Origin of the sequence: Wolbachia endosymbiont (group B) of Longitarsus flavicornis (genome assembly GCF_964028135.1) — a bacterium.
Classification (GTDB): Bacteria; Pseudomonadota; Alphaproteobacteria; order Rickettsiales; family Anaplasmataceae; genus Wolbachia.
Genome location: NZ_OZ034758.1, coordinates 1112518 through 1129494 on the forward strand (window position 1 = coordinate 1112518; position 16977 = coordinate 1129494).

Annotated in this window: 14 protein-coding genes, 2 tRNA genes and 3 pseudogenes; 15 read left to right on the top strand and 4 right to left on the bottom strand. The window is 34.2% G+C overall.

What is annotated here, in order from left to right; translation table 11 throughout:
- Positions 1-661: 661 nt before the first annotated feature.
- The 4 genes from ABWU45_RS05125 (at position 662) to ABWU45_RS05140 (ending at position 5010) form a co-directional block, all read left to right on the top strand.
- Positions 662-739 (top strand) — tRNA-Arg (locus tag ABWU45_RS05125).
- Between the two features lie 82 nt (positions 740-821).
- The gene (dnaJ, locus tag ABWU45_RS05130) at positions 822-1940 is read left to right on the top strand and encodes a molecular chaperone DnaJ (RefSeq protein ID WP_264683370.1); all 1119 of its coding nucleotides are present in this window, start codon (positions 822-824) and stop codon (positions 1938-1940) included.
- 169 nt (positions 1941-2109) lie between these two features.
- Positions 2110-3744 (top strand): ribonuclease J, encoded by a 1635-nt coding sequence (locus tag ABWU45_RS05135; protein WP_353278067.1) that lies wholly within the window; start codon positions 2110-2112, stop codon positions 3742-3744.
- 9 nt (positions 3745-3753) lie between these two features.
- Positions 3754-5010 (top strand): Tol-Pal system protein TolB, encoded by a 1257-nt coding sequence (locus ABWU45_RS05140; protein WP_265031090.1) that lies wholly within the window; start codon positions 3754-3756, stop codon positions 5008-5010.
- 38 nt (positions 5011-5048) lie between these two features.
- Here the strand turns inward: ABWU45_RS05140 and gatC are convergent, their stop codons facing one another.
- Positions 5049-5402: an Asp-tRNA(Asn)/Glu-tRNA(Gln) amidotransferase subunit GatC gene (gene gatC / locus ABWU45_RS05145; RefSeq protein ID WP_010401704.1), complete on the bottom strand. Its 354-nt coding sequence runs from the start codon at positions 5400-5402 to the stop codon at positions 5049-5051.
- Entirely contained in the window at positions 5392-6312 is a 921-nt protein-coding gene (locus tag ABWU45_RS05150) for a ribose-phosphate diphosphokinase (RefSeq protein WP_149168843.1), read from the bottom strand. Before ABWU45_RS05150 ends, gatC begins: the two co-directional genes overlap by 11 nt.
- Before the next feature lie 286 nt (positions 6313-6598).
- Between ABWU45_RS05150 and ABWU45_RS05155 the strand changes: the two genes are divergently transcribed.
- On the top strand, positions 6599-8056 hold the full coding sequence (locus ABWU45_RS05155; RefSeq protein WP_353278070.1) for an ATP-binding protein: 1458 nt from the start codon (positions 6599-6601) through the stop codon (positions 8054-8056).
- 131 nt (positions 8057-8187) lie between these two features.
- Positions 8188-8568 carry a hypothetical protein gene (locus tag ABWU45_RS05160; protein ID WP_353278072.1) on the top strand — a complete coding sequence of 127 codons (381 nt, stop codon included), beginning with the start codon at positions 8188-8190 and terminating at the stop codon, positions 8566-8568.
- A 346-nt stretch (positions 8569-8914) separates the two neighbouring features.
- Here ABWU45_RS05160 and tkt read toward each other — a convergent pair whose 3' ends face one another.
- Positions 8915-10879, bottom strand: a complete 1965-nt coding sequence (tkt, locus tag ABWU45_RS05165) for a transketolase (RefSeq protein ID WP_353278074.1) — start codon at positions 10877-10879, stop codon at positions 8915-8917.
- A gap of 113 nt (positions 10880-10992) precedes the next feature.
- On the opposite strand from tkt, the gene rpsD reads away from it, so the two are divergent.
- From rpsD to ABWU45_RS05210, 9 genes and pseudogenes are all read left to right on the top strand, one after another.
- Positions 10993-11607, top strand: coding sequence for a 30S ribosomal protein S4 (gene rpsD, locus ABWU45_RS05170; RefSeq protein ID WP_006012690.1), 615 nt, complete (start codon positions 10993-10995; stop codon positions 11605-11607).
- A gap of 10 nt (positions 11608-11617) precedes the next feature.
- A tRNA-Leu gene (locus tag ABWU45_RS05175) sits at positions 11618-11704 on the top strand.
- Positions 11705-11724: 20 nt separating this feature from the next.
- Complete coding sequence (gene iscX / locus ABWU45_RS05180) at positions 11725-11919, top strand: Fe-S cluster assembly protein IscX (protein WP_007302643.1); 195 nt, start codon at positions 11725-11727, stop codon at positions 11917-11919.
- 267 nt (positions 11920-12186) lie between these two features.
- Entirely contained in the window at positions 12187-12510 is a 324-nt protein-coding gene (locus ABWU45_RS05185; RefSeq protein ID WP_006012687.1) for a DUF721 domain-containing protein, read from the top strand.
- Positions 12511-12564: 54 nt separating this feature from the next.
- Positions 12565-12879 (top strand): 50S ribosomal protein L28, encoded by a 315-nt coding sequence (rpmB, locus tag ABWU45_RS05190; RefSeq protein ID WP_007302640.1) that lies wholly within the window; start codon positions 12565-12567, stop codon positions 12877-12879.
- Positions 12872-13735: a lipoyl synthase gene (gene lipA / locus ABWU45_RS05195; protein WP_264686416.1), complete on the top strand. Its 864-nt coding sequence runs from the start codon at positions 12872-12874 to the stop codon at positions 13733-13735. The genes rpmB and lipA overlap by 8 nt, the downstream gene beginning before the upstream one ends.
- Before the next feature lie 204 nt (positions 13736-13939).
- Complete coding sequence (locus ABWU45_RS05200; protein WP_353278076.1) at positions 13940-14065, top strand: hypothetical protein; 126 nt, start codon at positions 13940-13942, stop codon at positions 14063-14065.
- An 83-nt stretch (positions 14066-14148) separates the two neighbouring features.
- Positions 14149-15500 (top strand): annotated as a pseudogene (gene tnpC / locus ABWU45_RS05205) (IS66 family transposase).
- A gap of 22 nt (positions 15501-15522) precedes the next feature.
- Positions 15523-15855 (top strand): annotated as a pseudogene (locus ABWU45_RS05210) (patatin); the annotation flags it as partial.
- Positions 15856-15950: 95 nt separating this feature from the next.
- Here the strand turns inward: ABWU45_RS05210 and ABWU45_RS08385 are convergent.
- Positions 15951-16938, bottom strand: a pseudogene (locus ABWU45_RS08385) (helix-turn-helix domain-containing protein).
- Positions 16939-16977: the final 39 nt, after the last annotated feature.

Here is a 16977-nt window from a genome sequence, read left to right on the forward strand (position 1 = left end):
GTTGAGTTTTATGGTAGAAGCAAAGCTACTTACAGCTTAATAGTGTGTACAGTGATATGCTGTCTTTTTAAATTGCAAAATTTTAGTTTTATGATACTGGTTCTATATACTGCAATTTTAATCTCTCTTCTCTCAAGCATAGTTGTTTTTGAAGAATTAAAGTCGAAATTGAATTTTCATATGGCAAATTTCATCACTTTAATTATAGCATCAGTCATTGATAGTACGATTGTTTGTGTTGGACTACTATACAAAATTTCTGCAGGTAAATGCTTATCAAGATATATTAAAGATTTAATTTTCAAGTTTTCCTATGCATCGATATTGAGTATCTGCTTGTTTGTAGGAATGTATTTATTCTCCTTGGCAAGCAAGAAGTATTTTAAGGTTTCTGCATAACCCGTCTTCTGATATAGCCAAAATAGTTTAGATTTAACTATAACCGTCATTCCGCTATTTGTTAGCAGCTTGGCAGTATAATATGAAAAGCTTTTATTCGGATAGCGGTTCTAAAATCAAAGTAATTGGAAACTGTTAACTTAAGTTATCCTTTAAGAGAGCTAGTACAATTTCTTACAGTTTTCATACATGATAAGAGTTTTATTTTTAGCTAAACCAATTGAAATAAGCTATAAAATCTGTTAAAGTCAACTTTGTGCAAGCACCCTTAGCTCAGTTGGATTAGAGCATTTGACTACGGATCAAAAGGTCGGGCGTTCAAGTCGCTCAGGGTGCACCATATTTTATAGGAAATAGAGGTCATACTTGAAATTCATATGTGTAATACCTATCTTTAAAGGTAAAATACTGAGCTATTATATATGAACAAAAAAGACTATTATGATCTGCTAGAAGTGAGCAGAAATGCTAGTACTGACGAGATAAAAAAAGCATATAAAAAACTAGCATTAAAATATCATCCTGACAGAAATCCTGGTAATAAGGAAGCAGAGGAAAAATTTAAAGAAGTAACAGCTGCATATGAAGTTCTATCTGACTCTGAAAAAAGAGCAGGTTATGATCGTTATGGTCACGATGGTGCTTCCGGTGGATTTGATTTCAGCCAAGCTGGAGGGGATTTTAGCGATATATTTAACGATTTTTTTGGTGGAGGATTCGGCGGCAGTACAAGTAGGTCAAGAACAAAAAGAAGTACAACAGGAGTATCTGGAGCAGATCTGCGCTACGATCTTAAAATTACCTTAGAAGATGCATTTAAAGGAATACAAGCACCTATACATTATGTGACAAATATAAAATGTAATACATGCCAAGGCACAGGTAGCGAAGGAGCAATCAAACCAGTTCAGTGCAACACATGCCAGGGAAGCGGTAGAATTAGAACTCAACAGGGCTTTTTTACCATTGAAAGAACGTGTACTACATGCTATGGGGAAGGAGAAATAATACAAAATAAATGTAAGAAATGCGGTGGAAGTGGGCGTAAAAGAGATGAAGTAAATATCTCCGTTTCAATTCCAAAAGGCATAGAAGAAGGAGCTAAGGTAAGGGTCAGTGGTAAAGGAGAAGCTGGAGCAAGAGGTGGAAAAAGCGGAGATTTATACGTATGTGTGAAAATAGCTACTCATCAGATCTTCACTCGCAATAGAGCAGATTTACACTGTAAAGTGCCTATAAGAATGACACTAGCAGTACTTGGTGGTGAAATCGATATTCAATCAATTGATGGAGCTAAAATAAAAGTAAAGGTCCCTGAAGGCACTCAAACTGGTACCAAACTACGTTGTAGGGAAAAGGGTATGCCATATATGAACTCACATGCTCGTGGTGATTTATACGTACAGGTAATAGTTGAGACTTTAAATCCAAAGAATTTAACCCAAAAGCAGATTGAGCTATTAAAAGCGCTTGAGGAAGAGAAACATGAAAGTGTAGAGCAGAAATCTGAAGGATTCTTTGGAAAAGTAAAAAAAAAATGAGAAATTTGCTAAATGATATAAAGAGGTAGCTGTCTACACTTAATTCTTTTTACCAATTTGAAAGCCTTCTCTTTTAGTGAAAAGATTTTTTTAAGTTATGCAAAAGTGATAAATTCCTTTATTTAAGGTCGAAGTTTTGCTATCCTCGCATTTTAATAATTTAAAATTAATGAACATAAACAAAAATGAGTTTTTATTTCTTCCTCTTGGAGGAGTAGGAAGAATTGGGATGAACGTTAGCCTATATCATTATCAAGGCAAGTGGATTATGATCGACCTTGGTATCGGTTTTGCAGATGAAACTATGCCAGGTGTTGAGCTGCTCATCGCTGATGTAGATTTTATTGCTCAAAGAAAAAAAGATTTGCTTGGAATAATCATTACACATGCACATGAGGATCACTGTGGTGCAGTGCCTCATCTGTGGGAAGAGTTAGAATGTCCCATATATACAACAAAGTTTACGGTTAACTTTCTCAAAGAAAAATTGAAAGAATTTCGATTGGAAGGTATAGTGCCTTTGAAAGAGGTGGACATAAATGGCAGAATAAATTTGGGTCCTTTTACCGTTGAGTTTATAAATGTAACTCATTCAATTCCTGAGGCAAATTCAATATTAATTAGCACTGAAATGGGTAGTGCACTCCATACTGGAGACTGGAAATTTGACCCAAAACCTGTTGTTGGATTAACTTCTAATATGGAGCGTCTAAAAGAAATTGGCGATAAAGGTGATCTGCTTGCAGCAATTTGCGATTCAACCAATATATTAAGCAAGCATCACCCTGAGTCAGAAAGTGAAATTTATGATAATATTTACAATATAATAAAGCGGTCTAAAAAATTGGTTGCTGTCTCGCTATTTGCCTCGAATGTGGCGCGAATTGAGACTATCGCTAAAGCTGCACAAGCACTAAATAGGAAGGTGGTTTTACTTGGTAGATCCTTATGGAGAATAGTGAAAGTTGCTCAAGATAGTGGTTATTTAACTGATTCTCCTGAGTTTCTTGAAGCAAAGGAAGCAGTAAATTTTCCAAGGGAAGAACTGGTGCTACTTTGCACAGGTTGTCAAGGTGAGCCATTGGCAGCAACCTCAAGGCTTGCTAATAAGAGTCATCAAGCATTTAAAATGCAGCAAGGTGATACCATGATCTTTTCATCAAAAATCATTCCTGGCAATGAAACTCGTGCACATAACATGCTCAATGCCTTTATTGAGATGGGAGTGGAAGTTATTACTGAAAAAACAGAGAATGTTCATGCTTCCGGACATCCAGTAAAAGCAGAGCTAAGGGAAATGTATTCTTTGATAAAACCTAAGATAGCTATTCCAGTTCATGGTGAGTATATTCATACGGATGCACATGTAAAGTTTGCTAAAGAGTGCGGTGTGAAAAAAGCAATAATGATTGCACCAGGTGATATTGTTAATTTAGAAAATGGGGAAAAAGTTGATTCAATTGATGTTGATTACTTTGGTATTGATGGTAAATTTTTACGCTATCCAGAAAGCAGTGTAATAAAGGCGCGTAAGAAGATGAAGGATGCTGGGGTTATTGTAGTGACAGCAATTGTGAACAAGAAAAATAAATTACTCGCTAAGCCAAAAGTGTTTGCACCCGGTGTTTTTGAAGTGTTAGGTGATGGACCAATTGTACAAGGAATAATCAAGAAAGTTGAGTCAGCATTTGACTCACAACCGATAAAAAAAATAAGAAATAAGATTGAAAGTTCAATATTGAGTATCTTAAAGGAATATTTACTAAAAAAGCCTATAATTGAGATCCAGATAGAACAGGTATGAAATGAAAGAATGAAATTATTCGTTCAACTAATATTGCTTGTTTCGTTATTTATTCCTTATTCCACAAAAGCTGTTTTATATGTCGATATAAAAAAAAGCAATATTGGTAATATTGATCTTGTTGTATCTAAATGTGCATGCAAGACAGAAGTGGAAAGTGAGCTAAGCGAAAGCATCACAAAAGTAATTGAAACAAATCTATCTAATTGTGGCTTATTTAATGTGAAACGTAACACGAAAGTTGAGTCTTGGAAAAGCGATACTGTAGTCACAGTAAGTTTAAGTGAAGTATCAAACAGAAATTTAGAGCTATCTTTTCGTTTATCTGACAGCTTTACAAACAGAGAATTACTCACTCAGTCAGTTGTTTTTCCGGCAAAAGACTGGAGAAAAATTGCTCACCTCGTTTCGGATGTGATACATGATAGACTGATTGGTGAGAAAGGGCACTTCAACACAAAAATCACGTATATTGCTGAAGAAAAAGATAGCAATTATAAATCCGTACGTAAAATTGCTGTGATGAATCAAGATGGAAGTAATATAAAGTACTTAACAAATGGTGAGAAATTTGTGTCAACACCAAGATTTTCACCAAATGGAAAGGGTATTGTTTATATCTCATACACAAATGGTAAAAGTTATATAATATTAAAAAATTTAAAAGATAACACTGAATCAATAATCAGCGCATTTGAAGGAGTTATTTCTGCACCAAGATTTTCTCCTGATGGTAAATCTCTTTTTATTTCCCACTCATTGAGTGGTGAAACAAATATATTATCTCTAGACTTAAGCAGTAAACGAACAAAAAAAATTACTAAAGGTTCAGCTATAAGTACTTCTCCCTCTTTGTCTCCAGATCAAAAGTACATGGTTTTTAGTTCTGATATAAGTGGAAGTCAGCAACTATATATCATAGATTTCACTAAAAAAAGCAAAAAACCCAAGAGAATTAGTTTTGGAAATGGAAGATATGCTACACCTGTTTGGTCGCCAAAAGGAGATCTGATAGCTTTTACAAAAATTCAGTCAGGAAAATTTTACATAGGAGTTATGAAGCCAGATGGCAAAGAAGAGCGCTTGCTTTCAGAGGGACATAAAATTGAATCTCCGGCATGGCTACCAAATGGCAGAGAAATTATCTTTACTAACGCAGAATCACCAAGCAACTCTAAATTATATTTAGTAGATTTAGTAAAGAAAAATCAAAAAATGGTTTTTACTCCAACGAATGCTTCTTTACCAGATTGGTCTTATTTTTGAAAGTAGATCTATAAAATCGGTATAAATCTTGCTTTATCTTAATCGTTTATAACCTTCGGTACTACGAAATACCCATGCTCCGATTTTGTATTGGATAATATTTCTTCTTTAATGTTTTGAGAATTTATAATATCATCGCGTACATGGACATCCTTATCTATAGTTCCATAACGCATAGGAGAAACACCTTCAGTATTAACTTTCAACAAAGTATCATGTATCCAATCCAGCATTGTCAGTTCTTTTGAGTAGTATTGAATCTCATCATCGGATAACTTAATCCTCACAAGCTGTGCAGTTTTAAGCATTTCTTCCTTAGTAATTGTTATTTTTCTCTTATTTGCAAATTCTATTAACGAAGTGATAACATCTTCTGTTGATCTAGCTGGCACTTTTACCTCCTTGCATAAAGCAAATTAAAATATTTGCAATTGAAACAACCTCTATCTTATCATTTTTTTCAAATTTGTGAAATACGGTGTCCGTAATTACTAATTTATCCAGAGAAGAGGAAGAGATTTTCTCAACTGCATTTCCTGAAAGTATTCCATGTGTAATGCACGAAACTACAGACTTTGCTCCTCGGTTTTTTAAAGCAAGAGCTGCATTACATAATGTTCCGCCAGAGTCAACTATATCATCAACAATGACGCAATTTTTGTTTGCAACTTCTCCGATTACATTCATTACCTCAGATGTACCTGCTTTTTCTCTATATTTATCTACTACAACAATATCATTATCCAACTTGTGTTTTTCCTCTAAAATCTTTGCAAAAGCACGAGCTCTGCCAATTGCTCCAACATCAGGCGCAACTATTGCCAAGTTTTCCTTGTATATAGAGTTAACAAATACTTCAAAACAGCTTAGATTAGTAACTGGTATATCAAAAAAACCTTCAATTTGACTTGAATGCAAATCAATAGCAGCAACACTGTTTGCACCAGCTGTTTGAATAAGATTTGCAGTTAATTTAGCACTTAAAGCAGATTGCATATTATTGTTTTTAATAACCCTATCCTGCCTACTGTATCCGTAATAAGGAATAATAGCTGTTATTCTCTTGGCTCCAGATCTCTTTGCTGCATCAATTGTAAGCAGAAGCTCCATAAGGTTATCATTTACAGGGGAAGAAAGAGATTGTACTATATATACTTCTTGATTACGTAGATCATTTGCTACTTCTACATTTACCTCACCATCGGCAAATCTTGACACCTGATTGGGGAATAGCTGAGCATTTAGCCCACTTGCTATTGAATCTCCTAATCGTTTACTAGCGCTACCTATTATTACCTTCATATATACCAATTAAGTTTTGAAAATTATACAGAAACCATGGAACGATTAAAACTTTATTCTTGCCGCCAAGTGGATCATAGAAACGAAAAAGTTACTCGAAACATTTCACCAGCTTTCTTATCATGCAACTCGTTTTCACAAAGGTACGTACTATTTTTCTACTTAAAAATAAAGTAAATTTTTTGTGATACTAAGCATTTTCTATAATTTTTCATTAGATTTATTAAAAATTTGACAATTATTAAAATATAGGCTAAAATATCTATATATTTAATGGAGAAACGAAATGGATTTTAATCAATTTCTTCGAGACGACTTTCTTTATTTGTACTCGAAAACAATAAACATAAGTGAATTAGTAAGATTTTTACAGAGCAATTCTAATATTACAAAGCTTAGTTTAAAATACTGTTATATTGATGATGAAGGAGCAAAAGCTTTAGCTAATGGTAATCTTGCAAACCTTACTCAACTTGATTTAAGTTCGAACAGTATTGGTGATGAAGGAGCAAAAGCTTTAGCTAATGGTAATCTTGCAAACCTTACTCAACTTGATTTAAGTTTTAACGAGATTGGTGATGAAGGAGCAAAAGCTTTAGCTGATCTTAAAAAAGTTAATGTTAAAGGTATAGAAAATTTTGGAATAATAGATAGTTTTATAAATCAATTAAAACAAAGTAACTCTTCAATAGAAATTTTTGATCCAGATAAATCGGAAAATAAAACAACACTTGATGATATTATAATTCCAGAAAGCGTTAAAAAGGAGCTAAACAAGATTCTTGGTATTATTCCAGAAAGAAATAAAGCATTACTTCAAAAGACAGGTTACAAACCAGAAAAAGGCTATCTTTTTTATGGTCCACCCGGAAATGGTAAAACCAAAATTGCTCGTGCAATTGCACGTCAAGCTAAAGCAAAGTTTATTAGTGTTTCTGCATCTGAATTTCTGAAATCGTATATTGGTCAAGGTGAAAAGTACGTAAGAGAAATTTTTAAAAAGGCAAGAGCAAATGCTCCTTGTATAATTTTTATAGATGAAATTGATTGTATTGCTACAAAACGTGGTAGCGGTGGTAGTTCTAGTCATGCTCAATCATGCGACAGCCTTGTGAATCAGTTTTTAACCGAGCTCGATGGTTTCAACCCACTAGAAGGTGTAACAGTGATTGCTGCAACTAATCGTAAAGATGTTTTAGACAAAGCGTTTATTAGGCCAGGCCGTCTCTCTAATCATATTGAAATTCCTTTGCCAAGTAAGGCCCAGCGTAAGGATATATTGGACTTATATATAAAAAAATTCAAAGATAAAGAAGGGTTGGAAGTTACAGTAGATACTGAAAAACTTGCAGATAAAACTGATGGTTTTTCGGGAGCTGAGTTAGAATATTTAATAGATAAAACATCATGGGATATTATATATTATGCTACAAATGAAGGAAAAGTCACTATTGGTACTAGTAACTTCATTAAGGCAATTAAGAATCTTAATAAGGAGAAATCTCAAGAGCCTGCAAGTAAGCAAGTTAATAATGATCTAGAGTCACTCAATAGTCCTGTTGATAATGAAAATAATGTAGAAAGTCATAGCTCTGCAAATAGTAATTCATATGTTGTTGGTACTATATATCAATGGGCTAAAACAACAACTAAGACATTTGAGCATATACAAACTCAAATTAACAATCTAAAGGAAGATACGATGAAAGATTTGCAGAACTTGACTCTGAGAACAGCAACGTAAAACAAGATCTAGATTGTGTAAGGCAAGACTTAACTAAAATAACTCAATGCACTGAAGAATACACTAAATTAAAGGATAATCTAAAGACTATCACTGAAAAATATACTCAACTACAGAGTGAATTCGAGAATATGGTAACAACCAAACTCAAGAAACATGAAAGCACACTAGAGAATCGTGTTGAAGATCTGCAGAAACAAATGGTAACCAAACTTAAGGAATATGAAAGCACACTAGAGAATCGTGTTAAAGAGCTAAATAGTAAATATGAAAAACTCTTAGGAGCAAGCAACAATAGTAAAAGGCAAGGTAGTTACGCCTCTATTTCTTTTGTATTATCTGGAGCATCTGCTGTTGGTGCAAGTTTGACAATGTTTCATTTAGCAATGTGTCTTTCATTCCCTGTAGCTGCATTAATTTTTCTTGCAGCAGGATGTTACTGTTTGTATAAGGCAAATACAATACTTAGTAATGTTGAAATTGATCAAACTACTAATCTTGTAGTTGTTTAGATAGTTTTTAGGCTTTTAAATTTGTACCTGTTTGGCAAGTTAAAAAGTTCTTGCTGGTGCTGTAGCTTAAATTAGAGAAAATGGCAGAAGTGTAGAGTAAGGTAGTTTTTGATTAATAATTTAAGATTCTTTTAAAAAAACCACCTTTCTTGACGCGTATGAACACTCCCAAATTTTTTATAGGTTTGACTTCACCTGATTTACAAATAGAAATTGGTTGAGTGTTTGCCATTTATTCTTATAAACAGCATTTTGCTTTTTTTAGCACGTAGCAATTCTTGAATTCTATGATATTATTTTTGTAAAATTGTTATATATATCATAATAACGGCACTGGCTGAGTTCATTAAGTAATTTTATGGGCAGTGGAATGATAAAAAGCGTTTTCACAAACACATTTTACTACATAATCAGCGCTAATATTAAAATGCTTATAAAGAGCTTCATAAGGTGCTGATTCTCCAAAATTTTTCATGCCAATAAATATACCGTTTGAACCTATATATTTATGCCAACCCACTTCACTTCCAGCTTCAATTGCAACTTTGATGCTGTCATTATTTAATACTACCCCTTTATATTCATCACTTTGCTCGTCAAAAAGCCTCCAACACGGCATAGAAATGACCCTTGTACCTACACCTTTTTCCTGTAATTTTTCTCTTGCCTCAACTGCAATTTCAACTTCAGATCCGGTAGCAAATATCGTCACTTCTAGCTTCCCTGAATATTCGCATAGTATATATGCACCAAATTTTGATAGGTTGACCAATTGGTCAGTATAAGAGTGCATGTAATTAATATTTTGCCTTGAAAGCGCAAATAGTGCAGGTGACTCTTTTTTTTCAAGTGCAATGCTAATGCACTCCAAAGTTTCAATTGCATCTGCTGGCCTAAAAACATACAGATTTGGTATAGCTCTCAAAGAAGCTAAATGCTCTACTGGCTGGTGAGTTGGACCATCCTCTCCTACTCCAATTGAGTCATGAGTCATTACATATATAACCTGCTGTTTCATCAAAGCTGAAAGACGTATAGCAGGGCGGCAGTAATCGGAAAATACTAAAAAAGTTCCACCATAAGGAATAATTCCACCATGAAGAGCCATACCATTCATACAAGCTGCCATAGCGTGCTCTCTCACTCCATAGTGTACATAAGAGCCACTATAATTATTACTATCTATTGCCTGCATGTGCTTATATTTAGTACAATTTGAACCGGTAAGATCAGCAGAGCCACCAATTAGTTCTGGCATAGACTTAGTTAATAGTTCCATTACTCTGCCGAAAGAAGATCGAGTAGCTTCGTTTGGCATTAGCTCACATATTTGTTTCTTCAGGTTAGCCAAATCACTCTCGATATTATTCGGCAAACGTTTCTCAAGTCTTCTTTGTAGTTCTTTATTGATCAAGGATGTATAGTTTTGCTTTGCCCTCTTAACTGTTTCTATCCAAGCGTTTCTCACATCTTCTGGTACATGAAATGGTTCATAGTCCCAATTTAATTTTTCTCTCATCTGTTTTACATCTTCCTCTGTAAAGGCACCACTATGAGCAGAAGATGTGCCAGCACGGCTCGAAAATTTTCCGATAATAGTTTTGCAACAGATTAGTGTAGGTTTATCAGACTTTTGCGCCTGCTCTATTGCAAGGGATATAGCATCAAAGTCATGCCCATCGATTTTGTCAACATTCCATCCATACGCTGAAAAACGCTTTTCTACATCATCAGAGCAAGAGAGGCTAGTAGAGCCGTCTATAGAGATGTCATTGTCGTCAAAAAGTGCTATCAGCTTATTTAATTTAAGATGCCCAGCAAGGGACGCTGCTTCATGGCTTATACCTTCCATAAGACAACCATCTCCTAGCATTACATAAGTGTAGTGACTGATTTCAAACTGCTTTTCAAGAATCGATTCAGCAAGTGCCATGCCAACAGCAGTGGCAAATCCCTGACCAAGCGGGCCTGTTGTTGCTTCTATACCAGAAGTTAAGCCAAATTCTGGGTGACCTGGAGTTTTTGATGTAAGTTGCCTGAAGTTTTTTAGTTCATCTATACTAATGTAGCCTGTCAGATATAATATAGAGTATTGCAACATTGAACCGTGACCATTTGATAGGACGAAACGATCTCTACTGATCCATTGAGAATCATCAGGGTTATGGTTTAGATATTTAGCAAATAATACAGTGGCAACATCTGCCATGCCAAGTGGCATACCTGGATGTCCAGAATTTGCTTTTTGTACTGCATCAATTGATAAAAAGCGGACAGCATTTGCCATGGATTTTAGTAGTAGATGATTCATGTATTAATAGGAAAACTTAAAAGTGAAGTATACTATATCATAGTGGCAAAAACAAGTTGACACTTAATGTTAAAATCATTAATAATTTATAGTTAGATTGTGAGAATTTTTGTATGACAACTGTTATCAATAGAAAGTATAGAATCAGTCGCAGGCTTGGTGTAAACTTATGGGGTAGAGCAAAAGATTCGGTCAATAAAAGAAAATACCCTCCAGGTCAGCATGGTATTCTTGGATTTAAGAAGTTATCTGATTTTGGTAAGCAGTTTGCTGCACATAAAAAATTTAAGTTCTACTATGCAATTTCAAGTAAGCAGCTTAGACGTACATTTTTAGATGCCTACAAAAGAAAGGGTTATACGGCTGATAATTTTATTGGTGCCTTGGAATCAAGGTTAAGTTCTGTTTTATATCACTCTGGTTTTGTGCCAACAATTTACTCGGCAAAACAGCTTATATCTCATAAACATGTTACAGTTAATGATAAGGTGGTTAACATATCAAGTTATAGAGTGAAGCCTGGTGATATAGTAAAAATAAGGGAAAGAGCAGCAAAAATTCCTATATTAATAGAGGCTGAACAAAAACAAGAACGTAAGGCTCCAGATTATTTAGAGGCAGATAGCAAAGCACTTTCAGTGAAGTATTTGAGAGCGCCTCAATATTCCGAAGTCCCCTATTCAGCAGACATGGAAGTCAATTTAGTAGTAGAATTTTACTCTAGATAAACAACATAAGGCCCGTGTGGCGGAATCGGTAGACGCAGCGGACTTAAAATCCGTGGGTTTTGCGACCTTGGGAGTTCAAGTCTCCCCATGGGCACCAGTTTAATTTATTAAAAAAGTATGAAATGGCTTGATATAGAAGATATTGCAGAAGCTCTAGAAGAGAAATTTCCAAATGAAGATATAATTAGTATTAGATTCACTGAACTTAAAAGAAAAGTCTTGGATTTAGAAGAGTTTGATGATGATGAAAAGTATTGTAATGAAAAAATATTAGAGGCCATTCAAGCAGCTTGGATTGCAGAAAGATCTTAAAAAACAGATAGCTATAAGAAAATTACTGCATACAGTAAAAAGATAATCTTCTTGGAAATACTATACTTTACTCGAATTTTAATTAGCTTCATAATAATTTAACAAATTAAAATTAAAAATGATTACAAGGTAGGAAACACAAAATTCTGGCAAATGCTAGATATACAAATACTGCTTTTTATGTGTGAGGCCGAGGATCATGAAAACAATAAGTTAGTTTTTTGTATCAGAAAGTTGTAATATAATTTAATTTTAAGCACTGGAAAGATGTTTAAATATAGCGGGCCAAAGAAATTAAAATCTATAATAGAAAACTATGCATTAAAATGCATGAAAAATAAGATCAGCAAAAATGAAATACGTCTTATTTTAAACTGGAAAAGTATAGTTGGAGAGGAATTAGCAGAATGTACAAAACCACAAAAGATCTCATACGCACAAAACGTAAATTCTGGTGTTCTGCATCTGTTAGTAACAAATGGCAGTAAAGCATTAGAAATGCAGCATATGGTTTCTCTTGTAATAGAAAAAATTACAGTGTTTTTTGGCTATAAAGCAGTATACGGTATAAAAATCAAGCAAGGGAGTTGACTATTTAACTATATAAGGTTAACCTAGTTACATAGGATAAATTGGTATATTGAAGTGAGTAGAATTTGTGAATTAACAAATAGAAAAAAGTCTTTTGGTAATAAGGTATCGCACTCAAATCGTAAAACAAAGCGTACCTTTCTCTTAAATTTACATAAGGTTACATTAACGAGTAATATATTAGAAAAAAAGTTTAGCTTTCGTATAGCGACAAGAACTTTAAGAACTATAGATTACAAAGGTGATCTTGATGCTTTCTTGCTCAACACAAAAACAATTAAACTAAGTAAAGAAGCGCAAAAGATAAAAAGAAGATTAAAGAAAGTTTTAGCAAAACAAGAGGTAGAGCTAGCTGTTTCAGATGCATAGTAAGCCTACATGGCTCAGAGCAAAAGCTCCAGCTGGTAAAGTATTCAATGAAACCTTAAACACTGTTAAGCTACATAACTTACATACAGTATGCGAAGAAGCTGCGTGTCCAAATATTGGTGAATGTTGGAATAAACGTCATGCTACTGTGATGATTCTCGGTTCTGTTTGTACTCGTGCTTGTGCGTTTTGCAACGTTGCAACTGGCATTCCTGATAAGCTCGATCCTCATGAACCAGAAAATTTAGCAAAAGCAATAAAAAAGTTAAATTTAAAGCACGTTGTCATTACCTCTGTTGACCGTGACGATTTACCAGATGGTGGTGCAAATCAGTTTATAAGGTGTATAGAAGAAATTAGAAAGATAACTTCGGAAACAACAATAGAGATTCTCACTCCTGATTTTTTAAATAAGAAAGGAGCATTTGAAGCAATAGCTATTGCATCACCTGATGTTTATAACCACAACATCGAAACAGTACCAAGGCTGTATGCAAAAATAAGACCAAGAGCTCGTTATTTTCATTCACTATATTTGCTAAAGATGGTGAAACAGATTAATCCTAAACTTTTCACGAAGTCAGGGCTTATGGTTGGTCTTGGAGAAACAAAAGAAGAAATCTTTCAGGTTATGGATGATTTACGTAGCGCCGAAGTTGATTTCATTACAATTGGTCAATATCTGCAACCAACTCCAAAGCATGCAAAAATTGATAGATATGTTACTCCAGAAGAGTTTGAGCATTATAAATATATTGCTTATTCTAAAGGCTTCTTGGTAGTTGCATCAAGTCCATTAACCCGTTCATCATATCACGCTGAAGAAGATTTTAACAGGCTCAAGTCCTGTAATTGACATCTCGATTTTATTGTCCCAAATTTGGGACAATAAGTCAGGAAAGCTTAGTGTGTTGCCCTGGGCTTAACTTTTTACTTAGCTGATCACAAAAAGTATGAATTTTACAGCACCTAAACCAGCTGTTTAAGATCTTATATAAGCAATTGACAGCTACTGAGATGCCAGCTAAAATATTTACATAGTATATTAACAGAGGGTAAGGTGAACTTTAGTGACTATGTACATGACAAAATTTTAACAATATCAGATATAAGTGCTAAGATTGATGTAAGAGATCTAGTAAACTTTCTAAAGAATAAAAAAGGTATCCGTTCAGAGGTATGGTAAGGATAAAAAAGAATTGACATAACATATCAAAGTAATAATAACAGAAAATGTTGATAGTAAGGTAAGGCTAGATGCTTCAATTGTTGATCAGTATTGTAGAGTTATGTAAAAACTTAGAGCAAAAAGTAGCAAAGCTTGAAGAAAAAAATAAAATCTTAGAAATAGAGAATGCTGAACTAAGAGAGAGACTTGGCTTGAACTCAAGGAATTCATCTTTACCAAGTTCAAAAGAGCTGTACAAAATAAAAAAAGACACACCAGAAGATAAGTCAGAGGGTGGCAGGAAGATAGGGGGTCAAGTTGGTCATAAAGGAAATTATCGGATAAAAATGGAAGCAGATGAAGTAATTAGAGTAAGATTACATGATACTTGTGAATGTGGTGGAGAAATTGCAGTATGCAACAAACCCTATATTCACCAGAATGTTGATCTCCCAAAAATTAAGCCTTACGTAGTGGAATACCAACTAGAACATGGGCGCTGTCGTAAATGCGGAAAAAGAAGGAGTAGCAAATTACCAGAAGGAGTTACACCTGATACCTTTGGTCCTAGAGTTAAGTCAGTAGTTGCATCACTAAGTGGGTTTTATAAGAATTCAAAGCGAGAAATAGCGAATATCATGAAAGACATCTTTAACATGAGTATAAGTGTTGGTAGTGTGTCCAATAGCGAAGCAAGGGTCTCGTCAAAATGTAAAGAAGCCTATGAACAAATAGAGGAAGAAATGAAAGCAAGCGAAATTTTGCATATTGATGAAACCAGTCACTATAACAAAGGTAAATTGGAATGGTGCTGGATGTTTGCCAACAATAAAGCAAGTCTTATGAAGTTAGCAGATACAAGAGGAATGAAGTTTTTAAAGAATAGTGCATTTTGTGATTACAAAAATCGGGTAATTACCGACAGATATGGAGTTTACAACCACTTCAGTGATGAAAAACGACAAATTTGTTGGGCTCACTTATTGAGAAATTTCGAGAGGTTATCTCATAGCTGGAATAGTGAAGTAATGAGACTTGGCCATTGTTTAAAAGATGCAGCTAATGGATTATTTACATTAAAAACGCTTTGTCAGAAAATGAAATTAGTATTTCAAAGTTCACTAAGCAAGCTAAAGAGTTACGAAGATTTATGCAGTACTGCATGATAAAAATATCTTATATACTTGAAGCAAAAGGAGCTTCACGAACGGTAAAGGGTATTATAAAATCCGAGCCAATGATGTGGACATTTTTGGATGATCCAGAGAATATTCCATTAACGAATAATCATGTTGAGCGACAAATACGGCATTATGTTGTCTATCGTAAGAATTCATATTTTGCACAGTCAGAGCGAGGGAATAGATTCCTTGAGCGGATAATTTCGTTGTATCTCACTTGGAGGCAAAAAAAGTTAAATCCATTTCAAAACCTTCTATCTATTGTCTCTTAAGCCACACCTCTGAACGGATACGTTATTTCCAAATGATGATATTCTATTGTTATCGATAGGTACTGGCAGAACAGATAGAAGCATAGAGTATGCCAATTCAAAGAGATTTGGAAAAATAGGATGGATCAAGCCACTACTGAATGTGATGTTTACTTCAAGTTTAGATGCAGTAAATTATCAGTTGGATCAAGTTATAGCTGATAAATATATACGTATACAATCGCAATTAAAAATAGCATCACCTGACATGGATAATATTACATCAAAAAATATCAAATCTCTTCAGCAAGAGGCAAATGCAATGATAGAGGACAACCAGAAATTAATAGATAAACTTTGTGATTTCATATCTTAATTTATACCAAGCAAAATTCAACTGAGCCAAAAAAGTTGGTTAGCAAATTCTGCTGGTTAAATCATTAACTAACTTTACTTATATCTTAAACACATTCAATTTTCACACTCACCCAACTCATCAGCAGTTAGGCCACTTGCTCGCACAATAATATCAATAGCAACACCTTCCTTAACTAGATCTTTTGCAATCTTGATTTTCTCTGCTTTTTTAACCTTTTCTTTACCAGTTTGCATTCCTTCAGATAAAGATCTGGCTACCGTATCCAGTAATTCTTGATCCTCAATTTTTTCGCATTTACCTATAAACCCAAAAACTGGCTCATTTTCATATTCTGTTAGTCCAAGAGCTTTAATGTTAACTGATAATGTCTTTGCTATCTTATATAATATTTCAATTGGAATATCTGTATATCCTCGTTCATAGTCGTGTATTTCTTTAGGTGTTGAACCGATTTTATTTGCCAAGTCCTCCTGAGTGTATTCCCGTATTAATCTCTGCTCTTTTATCCTTTTCCCCACTTTGTAGAGTATAGAATCAGTACAAATTTCTTTCTCTATATCATCATATTCGTAAGTAGATAAGCGAGTCACTTGGGAAATAATATCAACTGAAACTCCTTCTTTCACTAGATTCTTTGCTACTTCTATTTTCGCTTCTTCTTGGCTAATTTTCTCGCTAATATATACAAACCATTACTAATGGATACAGCTTCTTGCGTAATTCCTGATCCTTAATTTCTCTATGTATTTTTGTTAGATAGACTATTTCTTTATCCTCATCTTCATACCAACTGTTTTCTCTTAGTACTGTTGGTCCTGGAAGTAGATCTATAACATTAACTGACAATGCTCCTGCTATTATATACGATTCTTTGATTGTAATAGCCTTGCACCCTAGTTCAAAGTTATGTATTTCCTTATGTGTTAAACCAATTTTGCTTGCTAATTTTGCCTGAGTATACCCTTGTACTATCCTACAACCTTCTATTTTTTTCCCTAGCTCGTAGCTTACTGAGCCAATATGCTCTGAATTATCATAGATAAATCCTCTAAAAGCTGTTTTTCCTACAGAAGCAAACATATATTCTATCACAAAAAAATCCACTATTGGCTAAGTTTT

What these genes read in the sequence shown, in the direction of transcription:
- ABWU45_RS05140 (WP_265031090.1), top strand. Translation starts at nt 3,754, where the DNA reads ATGAAATTATTCGTTCAACTAATATTGCTTGTTTCGTTATTTATTCCT.
- dnaJ (WP_264683370.1), top strand. Translation starts at nt 822, where the DNA reads ATGAACAAAAAAGACTATTATGATCTGCTAGAAGTGAGCAGAAATGCT.
- ABWU45_RS05155 (WP_353278070.1), top strand. Translation starts at nt 6,599, where the DNA reads ATGGATTTTAATCAATTTCTTCGAGACGACTTTCTTTATTTGTACTCG.
- iscX (WP_007302643.1), top strand. Translation starts at nt 11,725, where the DNA reads ATGAAATGGCTTGATATAGAAGATATTGCAGAAGCTCTAGAAGAGAAA.
- ABWU45_RS05150 (WP_149168843.1), bottom strand. Translation starts at nt 6,312, where the DNA reads ATGAAGGTAATAATAGGTAGCGCTAGTAAACGATTAGGAGATTCAATA.
- ABWU45_RS05185 (WP_006012687.1), top strand. Translation starts at nt 12,187, where the DNA reads ATGTTTAAATATAGCGGGCCAAAGAAATTAAAATCTATAATAGAAAAC.
- rpsD (WP_006012690.1), top strand. Translation starts at nt 10,993, where the DNA reads ATGACAACTGTTATCAATAGAAAGTATAGAATCAGTCGCAGGCTTGGT.
- lipA (WP_264686416.1), top strand. Translation starts at nt 12,872, where the DNA reads ATGCATAGTAAGCCTACATGGCTCAGAGCAAAAGCTCCAGCTGGTAAA.
- ABWU45_RS05135 (WP_353278067.1), top strand. Translation starts at nt 2,110, where the DNA reads ATGAACATAAACAAAAATGAGTTTTTATTTCTTCCTCTTGGAGGAGTA.
- ABWU45_RS05160 (WP_353278072.1), top strand. Translation starts at nt 8,188, where the DNA reads ATGGTAACAACCAAACTCAAGAAACATGAAAGCACACTAGAGAATCGT.
- tkt (WP_353278074.1), bottom strand. Translation starts at nt 10,879, where the DNA reads ATGAATCATCTACTACTAAAATCCATGGCAAATGCTGTCCGCTTTTTA.